The sequence below is a fragment of the Pirellulales bacterium genome (genome assembly GCA_036490175.1).
Lineage (GTDB): Bacteria > Planctomycetota > Planctomycetia > Pirellulales > JACPPG01 > JACPPG01.
On sequence record DASXEJ010000076.1, the window covers coordinates 20,232 to 43,167 of the forward strand.

The following is a 22,936-nucleotide window of genomic DNA, read 5'->3' on the forward strand; positions in this document are numbered from 1 at the left end:
CTCCTTCCTTGTCGGCCAACTACCCACGGAGCAAACTAATCCCGAGGCACCATCGTATGTTCGGCTGGCACGGTCGGTCCTATTTGTTGCCGCTCGTTGGGCTAATTCACGAATTGAGGGTGGTACGGTAGCAAATGCCCTCTGGCCTGCCAAGGCGAGGTATTCCTCCATTGCTGCAGGTCGGGTACGAGGCACGGCCCTTTATCCCGCGCCGAATCGTCTTCCCCGGCCACGTCAAGCTTGACTTTCGCGAGCGACCAGCCGCGCGGGGCCGCGAACGGCTCAGGTAACGTCGACCGCCGGCATTTCTGCCATGCGTGCTGCGGAGACTGCTTTGCGAGCCACGAGCGGCCAGCAAGCATAGGCGATGCCGAAAGCGAATAGTAGAATCCCGGGCCAGGCGGGAGTTGCCCATGCCACCAGGGCTAGCCCCACGGCACTCATCGCCAGGCCGGACGTACGAAGGGGCAGCGGGGGCGGGGCGACGCCTCGGAGCCGCCAGGCGATGACTGCCCCGGCGGCCGTAAGTAGCAATGCTGCCAGCCACTGTCCTGACGTCGAGATCGACCACGGCGCCAGATACTGAACCGTGATCGACGGCACGTCGCTGGAGAATAACCAGCGACCAGTACAAGATGCCCCGTTTACAAGCGCCCCCGGCAGGTCGCTGCGGATTCCAACATCCCGATACGACCACGGCTGGGGTACGACACCATTCGGCTCGACTAATTGCACGGTTCCCCCCGCGCCAAAGCCGTAGATATGCCAAGTTGTGCGCGTAACTTCTGGCTCTATCAAGCGCGGGGCGGTCAGGCTGATACGATCCGACTGTGACGCGGCGGGCGATGCATCGCGGAAGACAACCTCCACCGTTTGACGATCACGCCCGGGCGAAAGCGGGATCTGCCAGCCGCGCGCGGCCTTGCCCGGTGTCACCGGCAGACCGGACGCCCGTAATTCGAGGATTTCAATCCCGTCGGGTACGCTCAGCTGACAGTCGGTTCGAGTGGCCCCGTTGATGACAAAAGTCGCTATTCCGCGGCAGGCGGAACTTGGGTTCCACAGGGCATGAATATCGGCGCTCACTTCGTTGGTGCGCTCGTCGGGCCGTGCGACGGAACTTTGTGCGTGGGCCGTCGGCTCGGTCGCGCGAAACACGTTATAGGTGTTCGGCAATGGCGGCGGAATCATGTCGGGCGGAAGTGAATCGGGCCGCAGCCCGTGGGTTTTCCACACCACGTGTTCGCTCCCCATCGTCGTCGGCAGCAGCAGGTAGCTCGTCACATCTTTATCGCTCATCCCGCTGATTTCGGGAATTGAAATCGGATCATCAGCCGCCAGGTGCAGTGGAGACCGCAAGGTGAATCCTTGCTGTCCCTCGAGGGGCGTTTTAGGTCGCACGATCAGCCGTCGGATGCTGTGCGATCCTGGTAACGTCTCGAGTGCGGCCGTTGGAGTAACTTCAAATGGTCCTACCCATTCCGCGGGAAGATCGAATCCAACCGCATCCAGACAGCCATCCGCGACCGACGCACGAAAGTCGACCCGCCCTTCCCAAGCGTCGTTGGCGCGGCCCAGCGACGTCAGTTGCGTGGCACGCACTTGGGGCGTGTTGCGAGTGACGCGCAAAGTCGCAAGAAAATCGTCGTTGTGGGCGATCAGCGCAAGGGCAACTCGCCCCGGCAGCGACACATCGTCGCTGGCGCGGGACCGTTCGGTTTCCACGATGCCCCGTCCCGATTCCCATGCGACATGCGTATCTGGCTGGCGGAGCACCAGTACGGTCGTGTCATGCTGCCCAGGATATTCAACGTTGACGCGCGGCAGATTCCAGCTGCCCAATGCTACAGCAATCTGACCATTCAGCGTCAGTTGCACACGCCCGCTCACGGGGCTCGATAAAAACACCGTAATCATCCCCTGCTCGTCGCGCGCCCAACGACTGACGCGATCCAACCCATCGTGGATGAGGGTAATCTTTTCGATTTCCAGATCGCGCGGCGCGGTGAGGCGGTATTGCAGCAGGTATGGTGCAGCCGGCAACTGTCCTTCGGTGGGGGTAATTTGTGCTTGGAACCGCACGAGGGCGCGGTGCTCGCCAACGCTGAGTTGCAATCGTTGCTTGACGAACGCTTGCGCTTCTCGAGGGCGAGTGGCAATTCTCCAAGGTTCACCCTCCGGTAGCCGAATCGCCCATTGAGGGGCTGCGGGGGCCGCACCCCAATGAGACAGAAACTCAGCCACGGCAATTTTCGGGGCCGGCGCTTGAGTGTCGTACTGCAAAGTGGGATCAATCGAGATGGCTAACAGGCGGTCGCGCACCGGGATCCCTTGTGGCAATATATTGGGCAGCGGTAACTGGCCAATTCCCGAGCTACCGGTAAGAAGAAATGAGACAGGAATGGTCACGTGCTCCGTCACTGCCCGGGCAAGTTCGACGCGCACCGTTTGGGGATCGCCGGCGACGGGTTGCACACTAGCCACCGTGCCTGAGCGGTCGACTACTGGCAGCGGTCTCAATCGCGGGTCGATCGAGAGCAGCAACTCGGTCAGAGGCGACTTAAGTGCCTTGATATCGAGTCGAGCATGTACGACGACGGAAGCCGGCTGAATCTGCAACCACAACCAGATATCGGCCTCGCCGCTGGCGACGTTGAGACGGGCCGGGCGCGATCGTGTCCAACGAATCTGTAACTGCGCCGCGGGACCAAGATCGACGGCGACTTTGCGGCCGTCGGGCGAAAACGTCGCGACGCCGCGGGCCGTGGGGACCTCGACTGTCGGAGGATTCGGCGGAAGTTGTACCTCAACGGTGGCTTGTGGAATGGGCGGAATCGCCATTTCCAGGGCGTTCGCGGCTTCCGCGTCTCGCGGCGGTCTCAAGGAAACGTTGAGCTGATAAACGCCTGGCTCGTCGAAGCGGCAGGTGAAACCGTCCTCGTCCGTATCCCAAGGAATGTCGACCTCGCGTCCCTCACGACGGGCGGTCAACCCGGGTCGAATGCCCGTCATGGGTATGCTCACTCGCGCATCCGGCTTCGAGACGACGACGTCGTACTGAGCCAGCACATCGCTCGGTCCGAGGGTATCGGAGGCCGCCTCGCGATTGATCGTCAACCGATAGCGGGCGGATCGAATCAACCATCCCTGATCCCCCTGGGACTCGTTTTCAAGGCGGCGATGGAGTTCGTCATAGAGCTGCTCCGGCACCTGGTACTTGTCTTCTGTAGGCTTGTCCTTGTTGTCGACCGGAATAAACACACGATGGACCAGCGGCGCGGTTGCACCCGACTCGTTGGCTGGGTTTTGGGCTCGACTCAGCGATGTGATACCGACGAGGGCAGTGAGCAACGCCAGCGGAGTGATACTCGCGACCGACTTCCAGCGTATTGAGCTCACACCGGAAGTCGAATCAGCCTGCCGCGACGCGATCCTCACCCGGGGAACGATCAATTGCCAGGCCAGGGCGCTGACGATTCCCCACAGGCAGCCCGTCGCGATCGAGGCCATATTCGGCGGCACCACGAGTGCCACAGCAGCCGCCAAGGGGAGCAACATGGCGAGTCGCCGCTGAGAAATCGCCAGACACAAGCTGGTGGCCAGCATGAGTACGCACGACGCGAGCACCCACGTCGTTGCAGCAGCGTCGCGCACAATCGCTGCCTCGACCTGGTTGGAGCCATCGCAGGGAATCAAGTAGGGGGTTGCCGCGAGACCATCGCTGGTCGACACCACTTGGGCTGGCATGCTCCAGGGGGCGGCGCCGGGCGCGGTCCAGACCGTCGAGGGGACGATGCCTGTGCCATCGGGCGCAGCATTTACGGCGGCGCGCAGCGGTCCAGTTTCTAGCATCGCCAGCGTGGCAGGTGTGATCCAGTGGATGTTATTTCGTTGGATTGCGGCAGTCAGGCAGCTGCTGAGCAACACGGCGTCGGGCGTGGCAAGCAGAATTAGATTTGCGTCTGTCAGCACATCGTGCGTCTCCGCGCTCGAAGACGCCTCAGACTTCGCGTTTACGCGGGCGCCGGCTGCAATGTCTATCGCAGCGAGTGCCGGGCTGTCGACCAATAGCTCGAGTCCCAAGGCGTGCGCTGCATCGGCCGCCTGAGTAACGAGCGTCCCCCAGGTTGCTTCCGGTGACTCGACGCGCAGCACATTTGCTATATCGTCAAAGCGCGAGGCGAACTCAGCGGCGGACCTCCAAGATGGCGGAGCGGAGAATCCCAATTGCGTGGCCCACATGTCGATGGAAAACAAGGGGAAGCGGGCATCGCCGGTCACCGGCCCGAGCGGACCAAGCAACCGCTTTCTCCAAGTCAATCCGTTGGCGGCAGGTTCTGTTGAGCCGCCGGTACTGCTCAACAACGAATATCCAGGCGGCAGCCACAGCAACCAATCGCTGGCCACTACCGGTATATTTAGCTCCGCGAATTCTGAACGCAGGCGTCCACCGTCAAACTTCAGCCCCATCGACCGGTATTCGACGACGAGTGTGCTCGTCGAACGATCCGGCTCGAGGGGGATTGATACGAGTCTACCAGGCGGCGGCATCTGCTGGTGTCCGTCGAGCCATAGCCGTGACATTTCGGCGGTTTCGGGAATCGATAGCGTTAAGTCGCTTTGGCCAGCGTTCCGCAGCAAATACGTTGCCACGTGCAATACGTGTCCGGCGGCGTCGTAACGAGATTCGACGCGACGATGCCATGCCACGGCGGCCGAGGCGGGTGTCAATACGGTGTCGTCTTGCGCCACGATGATGCGGCCGGCAGGGTCAGCCGGATCGTAGCTGAAGGCGGCTCGCGCGGCGGTACTGGTATCGCTTTCCGGCACGTTGATGAGCCTGACTCCCTCGTCACGGATCGAGATCCCTAGATCGGCCGCAGCTCGCACGACAACTTGTCCACTCTGACTGGTTGCGTCTGGCAATGAGATGAGGCTCAACGAGGTCTCGACCATGCGTGGCGTATCCCGCACGGCTTCGATTTCAAACGCCGCGCCGCGAGGAATGGCAAGCGTCAATTCCCAGAATTCATGCGTCGCTGGCAGCTTGCGGGAAGCTTGCTCGGACGTGCTAAGCCTGCGGGCGACGAGACTGCCGCCGCTATCGCCCACAATCCGGAATCGTACCGGCTCTGGCCGAGGTTCACTAAATGCAAGGAGCACGTTCGACACCCGATCGCCCGCAGGCCGGCAGCGTACGGTATAGGATTCTGTCAGCGTTGCGCTACCTACGAGAGCGTCGCAGTGGATTTCGTCTTCGTGCTGCGGTCTTCGTTCTGCAAGGGTGGCGGTGAAACGCGTTCGCTCCGGGACGATGCGATAGACAAACCCCGGACCGTGGTTGCTGAACAGCGCGAGCTGCGATGCGCTGAGTTGGTCTGCTTCAACGCGTGTCAGATCCACGGTATCTGCCAGGTCGAGCGCGTGAGTTGACGACGGTCGAATCCATAGCAGTTGGTCGTCGACGATTGCGTCGCGAAACCGCAAAGGCACAAGGTCGCTTGCCTGCCATTTTTGATCGTGGTCCGCCGTCGCGCGGCAGTGTGCCCGAATGACAAGTTTCAGGGGGACGTCGGGAGCTAGCGGCCTGGCAAGCCGCACGGTCAACCGCGGCAGCGCTTCGGCGATTGAGACATGCCAGTCCTCCAAGGCGTCGGCAGGAATTGTTTCGATAGTATCGATGCTCCAACTCCCCACGATGTCAGCCGTCAGCGAGGAACGGCGCCCGCTAGCGGTCTGCCACGCGGCAATAAGTCCGGCTTGCGCGGCGCGATCACCAAGTTCGACGGATAGTCCGGTCGAAACCTGGGCCGGCGCGGATTGCCGCGACAAATCCAGCTGAACTACGGCTGCCTCGCCGAACAGTTGCACTTCAAAAGACTCGCCGCGATTTGGATCCGGCAGGACCGCATACTTCGTCTGACGGCAGTCACTGGTTACCAATCGACGGGTAACGAGGGGCTCGCGCACGAGAAGCGTGCTCGTACCTTCCTGCCAACCGAGGTCGGCGGTGCGAATGCGCGGTAACGGGCGTGTCGCATCCAGCACCAGCGGGCCGATGGCGGCCAGCCGCAAAGGCCGATCCGATCCAACCAGTGGTTCCGCGGGCTCGAGGGTGACATTCGTGGCCCCTTCGGTGGAATCCGGCTCGATCCTGAACGGTACGTCGACTTCGCCCAATCTGGCTGATACTAGTTGCAATCCAGCATCGAGCGACAACGTCAGGCGTCGCAATGGCGCGGTACGCGCGTCCAGCCTCCAGACCGTGGCCAGGTCCAGACCATGCGTCGAGAAGTCATAGACCGATACCTCACGCATCGTCGCGCCCGGTTGACTAACGGCGTGTGCGGCTTCACCCGTAAGACGCAGCGTGACCGTATGTTGGCCACCCAGCAGGATGCGGTAGACCTGGCGGTCTCCTTCCGTTCGATCCTGCGAAACCAGCCCCGCGCTGGCCACCGGAACGATGCCTTGCGGGACGGTTAAGTACAACGTCGTAGTTGCGCAAGCGGGAAATTCGAAGAGGAAAACGGGCTGACCGTCAGCATCGTGCTTGCCGCGCAACGACCACGGCGCCGTAAGCTCGCCCGTGCTATCGACCAACAACGCCGAGTCACCACTGGCGGAGAGCCCTATTTCCGCTCGTCGCACGGGCTTGCTCCACCGGGCCTCGCCGATCGCAAGGTTGAACGGGGCCACAGGCATCATCGTCGACGACTTGGCACGATTCTCGATGCTCCAGCTGAGCTGGCCTTGCAAATGGTCGCTGTCCTTGAACTCGGCGTCGTAGCGCGCGCCATTGAGCGTTGCGGCGACTGGCGACTCATCGGACGATGCCGCGACGGCCGTGATCAGTCGCTCGAATTCCTCGCCGTCGACAGGAACATAGCGTGTCGAGCCGCGCGGCCACTCCTGCACGCGTTCGGCAGGGGCATAAACTCGGCGGAATCGCAGCGGTGTCGCGCCGGTCGGATTGGTCGGTTGCGCAGGGGCGGTGCCGCGCGGCTCGTCAGCCGCAAAAACCGATTCCCAGGGCATCGTGAGCGCGATGCAAACTATCACCCAACGCGCGGCGATCATTACGATTCCCCCGGAGTGGCGGCCGCCTCGGGAATCAGCGGCGTTGGCTCGGCTCCGGGCACGCCCGGCTGGGCGCGCAGATGGGTTCTCGTCGAGCCGGGTTCAGAAATCGAGCTCGGGCTGGATCGCACTAGCAGAGGCGCCGACCGGCGGGATTTCAAATAGTGGTCCAAAAACGCCGCGATCATCACGAGCGCGGCGCCCATGGCGGCGGCTTGGGCGATCAGCAACGCCGGTTCAGGGAAAGTTAGTGCCCCGGCTGCCAGCACAACACCCACAACGAACAGCATCGCCGGGTGCCGTAATGCCGGCAGGTACAACAACAGTAAGCCAACGGCCAGTACGCTGCCGGCTCCGGCCATCACCAGCTTGGCGCGGCTAGCCGTATAAACCTCGAGGTTCTCGATTGAGCCGAGCGAGGTTAGTACGTAACGATTCGTTTGCGGCGAAACTTCCAGGCCCGCTGAGGCGTTGGACCAAGACTCGAGTTGCGTTTGCTCTACAAGGGGCTGCCGCCCCCAAGAGCCGGCTTGAAGTCGCCATTGAAAGGCGCCCGTCAAGTCGGACGGCCAACTTACCAGGTGTTCGTCGCGGGGAAACACAAGCTGCCAATAGGTCTGACGCACCGACTCTCCGGCGGCCAACTTGGGAGCGGCAAGTACAAGTTGTCCAGACTGCTTTTTCCGTGCCGCGAACCGATAACTGAGATCGAGCACATGCTGCCGCCGAGCGGGGCTAACGTCGAACGTCAGCGTGCCTTGCGTGGGATTCTGTGGCGCGATCGCCATCCCATCTAGCGTCCCGCGTGCCTCAGAGGCGATCGCTCCCGCGGGCAGATGCACATCGATACGACTGTCGCCGCCAGCGAAAAGATAGACGACGCGGTCCCAACGCTCGTGACCCTCCAGCCGACTTTGAATCCAGGCCCGATCTACGACAAGCGGATCGGACGTGCGATGCATTTCGCGCCGGACTTGCAAGACTACCTCGGGGACCGCTACTGAGTTCGACAACCGGAATGTGCCGCGGCCAGCGTCTTCGGCACTTGATTGGACGCTCCACGAGTCGTCACGCGATTCCACTTGCAGTCCAGCGTCAGACGTAACCGTTAACTCGTTGTTGACAATCAGAGCCATGGCAGGCATTACCAGCGGCACCTTGATCGTCTGCGATGCACCAGCCACAAGCGGATCGACCTGTATGGGGTAACGCACGACAAGCGTGCAGGCTCCGATACGTTTTTCCGGGAATGGGACACGCAGGCGGACAGTACGCTCGATGTTGGATTCGGTTCCTGCGGCGGTGGGCGTGATCGGCTGGCCGTCTAGTTGCCACTGGACTCCGGCCGCGCCGTCCAGCCACGAGGGGACGTCGACCAAGAGATCGCTGATCGGTTCGTGCGAAATAGTGAGGATCAGGGTCTCCTCAACCTGTCCTTCTTTGTCTCCCAGTTGCAGCCGTCCGCGGATATCGGCCGACAACGCACGGGACTCGACGCGCAAGTCGCCCACGAAGCGGGATTGCGCACCTTGGCCGCGAAATGCCAAATCGCCTCGATGATTTGGTGCCGCGACGGCCGAAGCCACGTCGCCGCGAGCCCGGACGAGACCCATTAGGTCGGCCTCGCGCACCGTGATGGCCACGTTTGTTGACGGAGTCACGGTCAGTTGGGCCGGCCCGACGTCGTTCGCCACAGGACGTGGCAATACAAAGTCGATCTGAGTGGCGTCGGCCGCTAGTTCGCGGTGGGCGCGCAAGACCAGCAAAATCTCCCCAGTGGTCGGTTGTAAAAGCGGTATCCGCAGGGGCTTGTCCGTTTCGACGGTCATGCGGTCGACGTCAAAGAGATTGCGCGGAGTTACATCGTCGAGCTCCCAACCGGGAATGGCGATTTCCAGGGCGAATGCCTTGGCGCCGCGCACCTGATACTTAAAGCGCCCCTCCAAACGGGCGGACTGCGGATTGACCGCGACGTTGAATTCCGGGTCGACCGAAACGTGGGTTTCTAGCGGCAGCACGTGTCCGGCGACAGAAAAAGGCTCGCTAAAATACTCGAAGCAGGCGACGGTTCCGTCGTGGTCCAGATCCAGGTCCTGAGGTAAGTCCGCGATCCGCCGTACCTGATGTTGCTCGTTCCAGGAGATTTGCCAGTCGGCTGCGACGCGGACGGCCAGGTAACCTGACTGGCGTGCCGCTCCGACCAACTCGACACTATCGATCTCGAACGCCCGCTCGACGCCGCTGCCCGCATGGGGCCGATCGACAGAAAACACGATCGACACAGGGCCTGCCGTTTTCTCGCGCAATCGGACATCGAACGATTGCGAAGTGCTCGCCTCGGGCTGTTTGCCGGCAGAAGGTTCGATTGCGTAGTCGGCATGCTCACCGGCCGTCAACGTCCTGCCTGCCGGTAGCTTGAGGCTAAATGCATCGAACCGGGCGCCAAAGCTGCGTACGGTCAGTTGGACCTTTGTATGAACTCCCACGCCGTCGATTTGTGTGTCGAGCAATCCCGTTGCTTCGATGGGTGCCGCGGCCTCGGGACCCTCGGTTCCCTCTCGCTGCCAACTTATGGCGAAGTCGCGGTCCATGCCCAGAACCGTGAACTCGGTGGTCGAGTCTGTGTGCTTTGTATCATCGAGCACCCCCCCTTCTTTGATCGTTGCTTCGACCTTGGGGTCTGCCACGGAAAGCGTCAGTTTCGAGACTGCAGCACGGGGCAGGTCGAGCTTCATCTCGGTCTGGTCGGTGACTCTTTCCAGCGGGGCGGCAATATCGAGCGTGAGACGATGGGGCTGGTCTTGCTCGCCCTTGAGCCACAGCACGTACTCCTGGGCCGTCGGGTCATATTCGACGCGCCATTCGCTCGCCCCCTCGTACCGGGGTTTGTCGCGGAGCATGGCATGGTGAAGCCGCAAGGGGACACGGACCCAGCCAAGGTGATTAACAAGAACGGCGATTTCCACGGTCAAATCGGCTTGCCGATCATTGGCCGTGCCGCGGGCTATGACCTTATCAAGCTGGAATTGAGGCGGCTGCTGCCCCAGGCTGAGCTGGGCTCGCTGGGTGACCAGTCGCTCGAAATCCTCTAGCGTGTACCCGAGTACTGCTTGTAACAGCCCGCCGTCCTTGTTCCGCAAAAACAGCACCGGCGGCTGAACTTCCTTGACGGCCCCGTCGGTCGAGCGAGACGTTTCTTCCGCGGTCTGGTTGCGACCCTCCTGCGGATCGCCTGCGCGCACGAGCGCAATGGGACTGGCTGCCCAAAGACAGGAGCACAGCGCAATTGTCCAAATCCGGGGGATTTGCAAGACCACTCAATCCTACAGCAGAGCAACCGGCAGACAGCCAGGTAACTGCTCGTTACCGCCGATCGCGACCAGAAGTGATGAATTGCTGCTGCACGTACCTGATTTAGTGTACCCAGCGGGCGTGGCTCCTTGAAGCAAGATTCCTGCCTTGCCATCAGTTCGGTGGCGTAACCCAGTTCCTGCGGCCCGGCTTTTGGGGCGGTCAGGGGGCTGTCAACGCCAGAATCTGGCAAAGCTGGGCATGCAATGCCGGGGTCGCGGCCGCGACGAAGCTGGCCTTCATGAGATCGAACTCCCCACCTGCGGGGCCGGTGAGCGCTCCACTTGCTTCGCGTACGATTAGCGCTCCGGCGGCCACGTCCCACGGCTTAGTGGAGTACGACCACAGGGCATCAAAGCGTCCGGCCGCCACGTAGCACAGGTTTAGCGCCGTCGAACCCGTCCGACGCGTGGCGCGGCAGCGGGTCAGCACTTCTAGGAACCGCAGCACCTCGGGACTTGATTTCGTGACTTGGGGAGGAAAGCTCACGCCCACCACGGCCTTTGCTAGCTCGCACGTGGGACTGACGTGCAGCGGGGACCCATTTAGCGACGCCCCCTCGCCGGCGGCGGCCAGATAGCACTCGTCCCGGCTGGGATCATAAACGACTCCTAGCAGGAGCCGGCCACGTTGCTCTAACCCAATCGATACGGCAAAGGTGGGAATGCCGTGTACAAAGTTTGTCGTGCCGTCGAGTGGATCTACAATCCATCGCAATCCGTCAGCGCCGGGCGGGATCGACTCGTTTTCCTCGGCCAGAAACCCATGCTGGGGAAAGACGCCTAACAGCGTGTCCCGGATGGCGCGTTGGGATGCGACATCGGCCTCGGTGACAAGGTCGGATGGTCCTTTCTCACGGGCCTGCACCCGACCACAATAGTCGCGCAGCACCTGCCCTCCCACGCGCGCCGCACGCTGGCATAGATCTCCAAATTCGGCAATCAGAGGCATAAAGAAGTGGCCTACTTTCAGGTTCGTCGGTTACGAGCCTGATTATAGAACGACGCTAGATTCCCACTAGCGCCCGCGCGAACCAAATTGGTCGCAGATGATGTTTGCGCTGCGGATTTATAGGCTTTTACCGACGGTGGCGCAGGCGTTTTTCTTGGCAGCGGATTGCCCCTATTTGACCCTCAGGAGACCACGCTTTCGGGGTAGCTGATTAGCCTCCGAATTATTTTGAAAGAAATATGTGGACAGCCGCTTCCAAATTGGTAATATCAAGGCGGCTGAGGTGAAGACGCTGATTCGGAAGCGCGTCAGTTATCTGGGCCTGTAGGTTTTTTATCGCGGACAGCTTTCATACACGGATTTGCTTTCGATCGGCCTCTTCTCTGTTCCGGCCCCGCCGTTCCGCCTCGCAGCGAGCGGCGGGGTTTTTTTGTTTTTATGGCGCGCCCAGCGACTCCCGCCCGCTTGAATCCCGCCCCATTAAACACCGCACAGTAAAACATAACGCTGTGCCGTTAAACTCTTCGCCACTCTGCAGCCGTGAATCGTTCTGACAATTGGCATATCAGCGAGTCGCGGGCCCATCTCAAGCTCGGTCCGTTTGAAGCGACGCTGGACATCACGCTGCCGAATCGTGGATTACATGAGCTTCGATTTCGTGATTCGCCCTTGCCGCTAGCCAACTTGCTGGCGGTGTGGTTTACAGCCCAGCACGCAGAGCAGTACCACGTCGTCAGCGATTATTTCATTCGGGGCCGCGACCTCGTCGTCACGTACGCGCAACAGCCTGCGTGTCCTGTCCGCTTGCAAGTTTACTGGCGCGCGGTCGACCGTGATGACGCGCCTGATTGTCTGGCGGCGATCGACGTGCAAGTATCCGTGCAGACAAGTTTGCTCGACGCGTGGCCCGCGCTGACGATCGGTAGCCAAGTACCGACGCGCGACGTTGCCTGGATGTCCCATTCGAAAGGTGATTCGTCGCAAACTTGCGCGACAACGCCCACTGTGCCTGCCGGATACTGGCGCTGTCGGCTGGTGGAGCACCCATTGAGCTATGGCGAAATGGTGCATCCCGTGGGCGCCGGACGAGACGTGTTGATCGAGAGCGAGACGGATTTAACGAGACTTTCGCATCATCTTTTCGCCGAATCCCTGGAGAAGGGGGTCATCCTGCGCGCTCAAGCTCGGGGTGTGCTGACGTCAACCGTCGACGATGACGAGGCGATTGCAGCTGCTTACGGCAAATTCTTGGCGGCACCTCTGCCACTTACGACCTGATCTGGGGCGCCGGCCTCGGAATACCGCCGGCGAACCGTAAAAGCCGATCGCCGGTCGATTCCTTAAAATCGACTTCACCGGAATAGCGCACGTCGCCGGCGAAGGGACGCGCCCACTCGGGTGCGATCTTTCCCTACAAATAGCCACTGGTAGCTAATAATCCCCTAGATTCGTATGGGCCTGCGCGGTTGTTTCAGCGCATTTCTTAAGTGAAGGGTGGACTGTACGATGACGTCGCTTAGCGCCCTGACAACGGCATCGCGCGTGACCGTATTCAGGCACGCCGAATCGATCTATGCCGACGAACTGCTGGTCATTCGCGCCCGCACCGATCGCGTGTTTGCCGTGTTGCTGGTCTTGCAATGGCTGGCCGGCATTGTGACTGCGGTCTGGGTTTCGCCCTTCTCGTGGGCTGGGGCCGGCAACAGCATTCATCCGCACCTCTTGGCGGCGGTATTCCTGGGAGGATCCTTTACGCTGTTCCCGCTGATGTTGGTTGCCCTGCAACCAGGCGCTGCCGTCACACGTCATGTGGTGGCCGCATCGCAAATCATGTGGTCAGGTTTGTTCATTCATCTCACGGCCGGACGGATCGAGACACACTTTCACATATTTGGATCGCTGGCATTTCTGGCCTGGTATATGGATCCTCGCGTATTGGCGACGGCGACGGCCTTGGTCATCGCTGATCATCTGGCGCGCGGGTTCTACTGGCCCGAATCGGTGTTCGGCACTTCGACACCTGGCGTCTGGCGCACCTTCGAACATACGACCTGGATCCTGTTCGAGGACACCTTTCTGGTCATTTGGATTTCCTTTGGGCTGCGAACGCTGTGGGGTAATGCTTTGCAGCAATCGCGGCTGCAGCAAACCAACATGTTGATCGAAAGCAGGGTGCGCGATCGAACGGGCCAGTTGCAGGCCTATGCAGAAGAGATGGAAACGGCCCAACACCAGTTGGAAAAACAGGCCCGCGAGTTGGCGTCACAGGCCGAGAACTTGAAGCGGGCCAACCAGGAAGCCGAGCAAGCCAATCGCGCGAAGAGCGAGTTTCTGGCGAACATGAGCCACGAGATTCGCACTCCGATGACGGCCATCCTGGGATTCACCGACATTCTGCAAGGGAGCCTTGATCGTCCCGAGCAGCTTGACGCAGCCCAAACCATCAAGCGCAATGGCGCCTACCTTTTGGAGTTGGTCAACGACATCCTCGACCTATCGAAGATCGAGGCCGGCAAGGTGCAGGTCGAGCGCATTCGCTGCCACACTCTTGCTTTGGTGGCCGAAGTGGCCAGTTTGATGCGCGTGCGGGCAGCCGCCAAGGGGCTGCCGCTGGACGTCGAGTACTCAGGGCCCATTCCCGAGACGATCGAGACCGATCCTACCCGCTTACGTCAGATCTTGATCAACCTCATTGGCAACGCGATCAAGTTCACGGAAGTGGGCCGCGTGCGATTGGTGGTGCAGGTGCGGCAGCGGCAGACTGGTCCGCGATTGCGCATCGACGTGATTGATACCGGCCTTGGCATGACGCCGGAACAAGTGGCCCGGCTCTTCCGGCCGTTCACCCAGGCCGATGCCAGCACCACGCGGCGCTTTGGTGGCACAGGGCTGGGGCTGACCATCAGCAAGCGCTTTGCCGAGATGCTCGATGGAGACCTGAGCGTGCGGAGTTCCTTAGGCGCCGGCAGCACGTTTACTGTGGAAGTCGCTACGGGGTCACTCGCCGAAGTAAAGATGCTAACCGGTCCGTTCGAGGCCTCGACCATTCCGGTACATCGCACGCCGCAAGTCGATATCCGAATCAGTGGCCACGTGCTGCTGGCCGAGGACGGGCCTGACAATCAGCGTTTGATCTCCTTCGTGCTCGAACGTGCGGGCGCTACTGTTACGCTCGCCGACAATGGCCAGGTTGCCGTGGAACTGGCTTTGGCCTCGCTGCGCGACGGACGTCCTTTCGATTGCCTGTTGATGGACATGCAGATGCCGATCATGGACGGCTACGAAGCCACCCGACGCATGCGCGCGGCCGGGTATCGTGCACCGATCATCGCGTTGACCGCGCACGCCATGGCCGGAGACGAGAAGAAATGCCTGGCCGCCGGATGTGACGCGTATACGACCAAGCCGATCCAGCGCCAGGGCCTGCTGGAATTGGTGGCCAGGTACTGCCCGCCGCAAACGCCCTTAGCGGCGGCTCAGAATTCGGCGGCCGCCGACTGACCGGCTAGCGCGCGCGAGCGGATCTAGAATCGGCAAGCCAGGCTGTGCCCTGAGGTGACGTGGATGTATTCTTGCTTCCACCAATGCGGGTCGTTGACTTCCACCAGTCGGACGTTGGGCGGCAGCTGTGCGGGCGCGTTATGAAAGGCCGAGTGGAGCAATACGAAGATAGAACTTGGCAACGGCCAGCCTTTACTGGTTTCAAGAATTCGATTGCCGGCCGCTAGTTCGGCATCCAGAAAGACGCGCAGCTCGGTACAGAGTTCGTCGAGATGTGCCGGATCGATCATATTGCCCGTCCCTGGTTTCCGACTGCATCGTGGCGCCCGGCCGAATCATTCCGTTGAATGCGAGCGACGCGATTCCTCCGCCTCCGCGAGCAAGATTCACCCGGCTTTTCTACGTCCACAGGCTGCGATCCAGCATCCGGTAGTTGATGGCCTCGCTTACGTGTGTCGCCGAAATTGCTTCGGCGGCATCCAAATCGGCGATCGTGCGCGCGACACGCAGAATTTTGTCATGCGCCCGCGCCGATAACCCGAGTTCCGTCATCGAGGCCTTGAGAAGGTTCAGCCCGGCAGCGTCCAGGACGCAATGCGTACGAATCTGTCGATGCGACATATGGGCATTCGAGCGCGTCGTGCTGCCGGTGAAACGGGCCCGTTGAAGCGTCCGGGCTGCAATGACCTGCAACCGCATGTCGGCGCTGGACGTGCCGGGGGCGGTGGCAGAAAGTTCGCGAAACGGCACCGCCGGCACTTCCAGGTGCAGGTCGATCCGATCCAGCAGAGGACCGCTAATCTTGGCCATGTAACGCTCGATCTGCGGGATCGTGCAATGGCATTCGCGGCGTGGATCGTTGCGATAGCCGCACGGGCAGGGGTTCAGTGCCGCGATAAGAATAAAGTTGGCCGGAAATCGCGAGCTGTTCAGCGCGCGGCTGATCGTTATCGTGCCATCCTCCAGCGGTTGGCGCAACACTTCCAGCGTACGGCGATTGAACTCGGGCAATTCGTCGAGGAACAACACGCCATTGTGCGCGAGGCTGATTTCGCCTGGCGTGGGCGTGGATCCACCGCCGACTAGTCCCGCATCGCTCACCGTATGATGCGGACTGCGAAACGGTCGCACGGCCAACAGCGGCTGCCCCGCAGGCAACAGGCCCATAGCGCTGTAGATGCGACTGGTTTCGATCGATTCGCTCGCGGTCAGGTCGGGCAGGATCGTGGGCAACCGCTTGGCCAGCATGGTCTTTCCAGATCCTGGCGGCCCAAGCATAAGCAGATTGTGCGAGCCGGCGGCGGCGATCGTGATGGCGCGCTTGGCCATTTCCTGTCCACGAACGTCGGCGAAGTCCACGTCGTAGTGCGCCAGCGCGTTGAACCATTCGTCAACGCGCGGCGGAGTCGGTTCGATGTCAATTTGCCCCGTCAGAAAAGCCACGGCCTGTGCCAGGCTGGATACCGGAATGACGTCGATGCCTTCGACGACCGCGGCTTCGGCCGCACTGGCGGTGGGCACGAGCAATCCCGTGACGCCGGGTTCGCGCGCGGCCGCCATGGCGATCGACAGAGCGCCTCGGGTGGGACGCGTGGCGCCATCGAGTGCCAATTCTCCGACAACCGCGAATTGGCGAAATCGTTCATGGGCGACGATGTCGATCTGCCCGCTGCCGGCCAGGATGCCGAGACTGATGGGCAAGTCAAACGAAGCCGCCTGCTTCGGCAACTCGGCGGGGGCCAGGTTGATGACCACCCGGTTCTGCGGCCGCAGGAAGCCGGAGTTGACCAAGGCGCGTTCGACGCGGTGGGTGCTCTCTTTGACGGCGGCCTCGGGCAGGCCGACCAGTACCGTCTTGGGGAGTGCGCCGTCGGAGACGTCGACTTCGACCTCGACCGGCAGGGCCTCGATCCCGACTAGCGAAAGTGTCCGCAATTTCGCGAGCATCCGCCGCGCCGCCCCTTCCGAAATGAGTACCCGAAGAAGATTAGCCTGTTACTGAATCGCCCCCTGCAGGCGGCGGACCGTCATTGTGCGGGGTGCTACGGTTCCCGACAAGCGGCTTGCCGGCCTCCGGCGCCAATCCAATGGCGACACACGTGCGTAATTCAATACAAGAAGCGAGCCGGAGCGGCGCCTCGGCGGATTGCTGCGCCTGTCGTTCTGGTAAGCCTCCCGGCGAGCCGATTTTCCGGTTGTGCGGCCGGAAAAGACTGGATTTGCGGAAAATGTTGTTGCGAAGTTACAATGAGCCTTACGGACTTAGCGGTGCGGCGTAGAGGCATTTCTTGGCGGACCAGTAGGCTTGACTGACATGGCACGAAAGCATCCTTCGTGGAAGCGGCGTAACTCGTTAAATAAGTCAACGCGTGTATTAACAGTCGAGGACCTAGAGTCTCGGCAAATGCTGTCGGTGACACCGGTCACCGATTACATGTTGAACACGCCGGCAGCTGGCACTGATCCGAGTACCGCGACGCCGAGCGGTTACACGCCTGCCCAGATACGCGCGGCATATGGATTAGGCAATCTGACGTTTGGATCCGTCACTGCCGATGGCACTGGACAAACGATCGCTATCGTCGACGCTTATGACGACCCCAACATCGCCTCTGATTTGACCGTGTTTGATAATACATTCGGCATTGCAGCTCCGCCCAGCTTGAAGATTGTCAATCAGAACGGTGGTTCGACGCTACCAGGTACTGACCCAAACGGTGTCTGGGAGATCGAGACGAGTCTTGATGTGGAATGGGCGCATGCGATTGCTCCGGGCGCGAACATTCTTCTTGTCGAGGCAAATGATGCCAACGACGACAATGGCGTGGGCGCACCAAGTTCGAACCTATTCGCTGCCGTCGATTATGCACGGCACCAGCCCGGAGTATCTGTAATCTCGATGAGCTTCGGTACCCAGGACAGTCTAATTAATCAAACGATTGATCAGACACTGAGCGCACAGGTACTAACGACTCCTGCCGGGCATCAAGGCATAACGTTTGTCGCCGCGACAGGAGACCATGGTTTCGCCATTTTCCCATCCGTATCTCCCAATGTTCTGGCTGTCGGCGGGACGGCTTTGGATATCGATCCGACAACAGGCGCGGTTATCAGTGAGAAGGCCTGGGGCCCACCGGCTAGTAGCAACGGCAGCGGTGGTGGCGGCATCAGTCAGGAATTCCCCAACCGCAAGGTGCCGGATGTTTCGTACAATGCCGCACCGGAGACCGGTTTTGCTTTGTATTCGACCTTTGGGCCGGACGGCACAGGTTGGCTTGAAGACGGAATCGGTGGCACGAGTGCTGGCTCGCCTCAGTGGGCCGCAATGTTGGCAATCGCCAATCAGGGCCGAGCTCTAAATGGCTTGGGGACGTTGGACGGGACGACGCAGACGATGCCGGCACTTTATTCGGCACCCGCCTCAGCCTTCACGGACATCACGCAGGGGAGCAACAACTTCCAAAAGGCAGGCCCTGGCTACGACCTGGCGACGGGAATTGGAACTCCTGTGGCCGATCAACTCGTTCCGTATTTGGCCAGCTATGGTACGGCTGCTTCGGTTTCGACCGGCCCCGTAGTGTCTACCGGTGGGACAGGTTCGCCAGTCACATCTGGGAATACGGGCACGGCTACTCCTACGAATCCGGCCAGTCCGTCGTTGATTTTCCCCGTCACGGCCCCCGCCAGCTTCTCGGCGACGACCGCTTCAACGACCCAGGTTAAGCTCTTCTGGAGTACGTCGATCTATGCCATCGGTTACAACGTTTACGAGTTCGTTAATGGACTGCCGACGATTGTCGCCAACGTTCAGGCAGGTACCACGTCAATAACAATTGGCGGCTTATCTCCTGGCACGCAGTACGCATTCAACCTGGTTGCATATAACACGATCAGTTCCGCGGGCACTGCTTGGGTCGGCGCTACGACCTTCCCCGCGCAGGGAGCTATAACGCCGCCGCAAAACTTCCATTCGACGCAGGTTTTGGCGAATCAAGTCACGCTGAATTGGACTTCGGCGACCGGCGAGAGTGGCTATAATCTGTATCAATTCGTGAATGGTACAGCGCAGCTTATCGGATCGTACGCGCCGGGTGTTACTAGCGCGATTGTAAGAAACTTAACCGCCGGCACCACATATCCGTTCAACCTCGTAGCCTGGAACCAATCAGGACAAGTAGCTGCCACACCTTGGATCGCGGTAACCACGTCCACAGCAAGCCCGCCGCCCGTGCCGCAGAATTTCAACGGATTTTCCCAGAATAGCACGTCGGTCAGTTTGACGTGGCTGGTTTCCAGCGGTGCGACTGGGTACCAGCTGTATCAGTTTATTGGCAACCAAGCGACTCTGATCAGCTCCTATACGGCCTCGACCCTCGGCGCGACTATCGGCGGTTTATCTCCCGGTACCACCTATGCGTTCAATCTGTTGGCCTTCAATTCCTCCGGCTTTGCTGCGACAGCCTGGATTGGAGTGACGACACTGTCCGCAAGTTCGGCCATGGCCTCGGCCGCGCCATCAAACGCTATTGCCACGAGCAGCGTTGCCCAGGCTGCACATGCGGTCACAGATAGCGCGTTTGCTCAATACGCGACGGTGGATTATTTCCCCGGGCGCCGGCAATAATGTTCCGGCGCGATACGGGGCGGTCCGTACGTCCCACTAGTCAGATGCGCTACCTCTGCCACTCCTTCTCGTGGTAGCACTGCCTTGCTGTACTATTGAAGTCACGGCAAGCGTCAGATTGTACTTTCATGTCCGCTGCAGACATTCGCGCGGGCGTGCGTCAGCACGAGCCCATTATGGGAAGACCAGCATCGGTGCGATGACACCGGCGACAGTGCCCTGCGGAAGAAGGGTCGTGACACCGGCACCGGAAAAGATTATAAGCGGCGTGTTCAGGCCCCCATCCTCTACGCCAACCACACCGGTTGGCGGAGGGTTGTTGGAGGTATTCTCAAAGAGGTACTGTTGATTCGAGATGTTGTGCGTCAACTCTACCAAAATCACCGATTGGTTTGGCGGCGTTTCCTGGTCTACCAGTGCATGGACTGGCGAACTGGCTTGGGGCGTTTGGGCACGGTTGAAGTCCATGACATTGTCACGGATTTCAGCGGCGATCGTCGCTTGGAAAGTCAAAGGCGGAATAGGATCGTGGGCAAGCAGGTCCACTCCATCGTGGCCATTGCCGCGGATTTGATTGCCAAAGATCTGCAAAGCCATGCTACCCCCGCCGCTGGTTGTGGCAGTAATGCCAGACACAGGCGTGTCGCCAGCGTTTGTGGGAACGGTTTGAGAGTATTCGCCGTTGTAGTTGATGACATTGTTTGAGAAGCCACCAATGATGCGGCTGGTTAGGCCGTCGCTTTGCAGCGAGACACCACCATCCTTGCCACCGGTTCCGGCCTGCGCAACGGTTGGGCTTACGTTCCCATTGATGGTATTATTTGTGGCAGTGATTCGCACCAATGATAGGCCGCTGGCCTCGGTTTCGAGACCGGCCAGGTAGTTATTAGAGATGTTATTGGTGGTCAACGTTGCATCGAGGCGCGTCGTTCCGGTTACAAATAGTGATAATCCGTAGCCGATATTGTTCTGGATCTGATTGTTATTGAGATTCAGCAATTGGACATCAGTGTTTGTCACAGCGTAGTCGAGTCGGATACCGTCGCCCCAATGGGCATTTACGTACGGGCTGGCTTGAACTTGCTGTTGAGTGTTGTAGCCGGCGACCGTATTGTTCGCGAAACTAAGATTTGTAAGACTATTGCCCTCGAACTGTCCTGAAATTGCGGCGGCGGTATCGAAGAAGATAATGCCGCCAACCGTAGACTGGCTACCGGCATTATTGATAAACGAATTATTGCTGATTGCGCCATTCACAGCGCCGTCTAACGAGTACATCCGAATTCCTGCACCGCCGCCGCCGGATTGGCCGTTGAAATTGATCTGGTTATTCGTGATGGCGAAGTTCAGCACCGAGCCATTGCGCGAGGCAAGCTGAATGCCATCGCCCAGGTTGTATTGAATCGGACGGTTGTCGTGGATGTTGGCCGTCAGCTCTGCCCCAACGTTCTGTACCTGCAGGAGCATGCCCTCGGTATTGCCCTGCACGGAGTTGTCGCTGACCTCTACGTTCATGCTGCCGGAGTTGGTCAGGACTTGCAGGCCGGCCCAGTTGCCGCGACCATTCTCACCGATCGTATTGGAGTCGATCGCCGCGGCGCCATTAGATGACTCGAAGAAGATACCGTTGCGAATGTTCGCATCGACGGTGTTGCCGCGGATGTCGTAATTGCCGGTGCCGCCGAAGATGTGGATGCCGTCTTCGCGGTTGTCGGTGATCGTATTGTTGCGTATATGCGCCAAGCCCGTGAAATTGGTCAAGAGCACGCCATCGACGCCGGAGTTGATGATCCGGTTGCTCTCCATCGAGAAGTTGTTGACCGAATTGCCGACGATGCCGAACTGGGCGCCCGTGATCGTCATGCCGCCAACGCGATCGTCGTTGGCGAGCGTTACGGCCCCGCCCGCGGCGTTGGTGATTACCGGACCTTCCTGATCGAGCGCCTTGAGCAAGAATCCGCCCACTTCGGTCGTCTGCATCACGTAGCTATTGCCCGAACCCAACAGAGTTTGATCGTCTTTGAGAACGATCCCCTCGTTGTAGTTGCGTGCCGTCCCGTCGCCGGAATGGACGTAGATGATGTCATGCACGGCTGACGCGTTCTGGGCAGTGATCAACGAATTGAACGGGTGCTCTGCGGTACCGTTTCCGCCCGCCGGGGCGTTGTTGTCGACATGAATTACGTGGTAATACGCGTTCGTCGTCGGGTTCGTCGCGATCTCAGGCTGCTGATTGAAGCGGACAATATGATCGTTGCGTCGGGTTGGCTCCAGCAGGCGGTTACCCGTGCGCGAGTTGCCTGGCGAGCCGCGCAGGCCAAAGGCCACGCGGATGAATCCCGTGGTGCCGAACAAATCGTCATGGTTGACTTCCATGTTGATGGCAACGCCGGGGACGGGCTGCACGCCGAAACCGGTCGAGATACCGCCGAAGGTCGACACGACGGGCGATTTGTAAACGTACCCGCCGATATCGATGTAGCCGTTGAGCGGGCCAAGGAACGCGGGCCGGAGGCTGAATTTGGCATCGCCGCCGTGCAACGCCGTATCGATGCCGTTTTGGTACAGCAGATAGTTTTGGGTGAATTCATTCAGCACATGACTGGTCGCGCCCACGGGAAAGTAGCCGTTCACCCGGACGTCGCACACCGGATTGAATATTTCGCCGGTCACGCCCAGCTGATTGTAGCGATAGCCGTAGTTTTGGTAGGCATCGCCGTCGTAGTCGTACCAGCCACTGAGGCCGACGATCGCGTTCAGCGGATCGAAATACGCGCGACGCCCAATTCCGAGGTTACTGAAGAATTGTCCGTAGTCGGCCGTCACGTGGGCACGAGCGTCGACGAACCACGTGCCGTCGAGCATATCGGTCGTGATCGGTAACAGGCCGCCGGCCGAGAGATATTGCCCCTGAAAGCCAAGCCCGCGATCGGCACCGACGTAGCCAACCCAGAACGGCTGCAGACCAGGCGTGCTGAGCGGACTCATGAAGCTCGGGCCCGGCGCGCCCGAATCGGTGACAATGGCCTGCGCGCGTGCCATCCCGGCGGCGCCCAGCACCAGGGCCAGCAGGCCGAGTGCCGTAACGCATACGAAACGGCCCGATATGACGGACCGACCCGCAGCCGCGCCCGGCATACGGAGTCTCTTTGTGACAAATGGAATTGCCTTCACGCTCTCTCCCCCCTCGGAAGACGGACGGTGTGTCGCCGTCACAATCGTTAGATGCGGTATGGTCCATCGTCACGGTAGAAGTTTCCGGATGAGACTTTTCGCTACAATCCGCAAAGTCACAGCGTGGATTCAAGCGTTTCCGTTAGTCAGCAAAAGCTGCGCAAACCTTGCGGGCAGGCGGCCGCGCACGTGGCCAGATCGGGGCGGTGCGGCATGCTGCTAGCCGCGCGGTGGTAGCACCGAGAGAAGGGGGAC

9 protein-coding genes are annotated in these 22,936 nt (G+C 60.3%); 3 read left to right on the forward strand and 6 right to left on the reverse strand.

What is annotated here, in order from left to right:
* Positions 1-282: 282 nt before the first annotated feature.
* The 3 genes from VGG64_05280 to VGG64_05290 all read right to left on the reverse strand — a co-directional run bounded on the left by VGG64_05280 (position 283) and on the right by VGG64_05290 (position 11,382).
* Positions 283-7,080: a hypothetical protein gene (locus VGG64_05280; protein ID HEY1598990.1), complete on the reverse strand. Its 6,798-nt coding sequence runs from the start codon at positions 7,078-7,080 to the stop codon at positions 283-285.
* A complete protein-coding gene (locus VGG64_05285; GenBank protein HEY1598991.1) occupies positions 7,080-10,391 on the reverse strand; it encodes a hypothetical protein in 3,312 nt (1,103 codons plus the stop codon). Before VGG64_05285 ends, VGG64_05280 begins: the two co-directional genes overlap by 1 nt.
* A 202-nt stretch (positions 10,392-10,593) precedes the next feature.
* Positions 10,594-11,382 carry an inositol monophosphatase family protein gene (locus tag VGG64_05290; GenBank protein ID HEY1598992.1) on the reverse strand — a complete coding sequence of 263 codons (789 nt, stop codon included), beginning with the start codon at positions 11,380-11,382 and terminating at the stop codon, positions 10,594-10,596.
* Positions 11,383-11,922: 540 nt separating this feature from the next.
* Here VGG64_05290 and VGG64_05295 point away from each other — a divergent pair.
* Both VGG64_05295 and VGG64_05300 read left to right on the forward strand, forming a co-directional pair.
* Complete coding sequence (locus VGG64_05295; GenBank protein ID HEY1598993.1) at positions 11,923-12,660, forward strand: hypothetical protein; 738 nt, start codon at positions 11,923-11,925, stop codon at positions 12,658-12,660.
* A 228-nt stretch (positions 12,661-12,888) separates the two neighbouring features.
* Positions 12,889-14,883 carry an ATP-binding protein gene (locus tag VGG64_05300; protein ID HEY1598994.1) on the forward strand — a complete coding sequence of 665 codons (1,995 nt, stop codon included), beginning with the start codon at positions 12,889-12,891 and terminating at the stop codon, positions 14,881-14,883.
* A 23-nt stretch (positions 14,884-14,906) separates the two neighbouring features.
* On the opposite strand, the gene VGG64_05305 is transcribed toward VGG64_05300, so the two are convergent.
* Together VGG64_05305 and VGG64_05310 are read right to left on the reverse strand one after the other, a co-directional pair.
* Positions 14,907-15,173, reverse strand: a complete 267-nt coding sequence (locus tag VGG64_05305) for a hypothetical protein (protein ID HEY1598995.1) — start codon at positions 15,171-15,173, stop codon at positions 14,907-14,909.
* A gap of 109 nt (positions 15,174-15,282) precedes the next feature.
* Complete coding sequence (locus VGG64_05310; protein HEY1598996.1) at positions 15,283-16,830, reverse strand: YifB family Mg chelatase-like AAA ATPase; 1,548 nt, start codon at positions 16,828-16,830, stop codon at positions 15,283-15,285.
* Positions 16,831-17,287: 457 nt separating this feature from the next.
* Here VGG64_05310 and VGG64_05315 point away from each other — a divergent pair, with 457 nt between their 5' ends.
* Positions 17,288-19,507 (forward strand): fibronectin type III domain-containing protein, encoded by a 2,220-nt coding sequence (locus VGG64_05315; GenBank protein HEY1598997.1) that lies wholly within the window; start codon positions 17,288-17,290, stop codon positions 19,505-19,507.
* 174 nt (positions 19,508-19,681) lie between these two features.
* On the opposite strand, the gene VGG64_05320 is transcribed toward VGG64_05315, so the two are convergent.
* Positions 19,682-22,645, reverse strand: a complete 2,964-nt coding sequence (locus tag VGG64_05320; GenBank protein HEY1598998.1) for a right-handed parallel beta-helix repeat-containing protein — start codon at positions 22,643-22,645, stop codon at positions 19,682-19,684.
* Positions 22,646-22,936 lie beyond the last annotated feature (291 nt).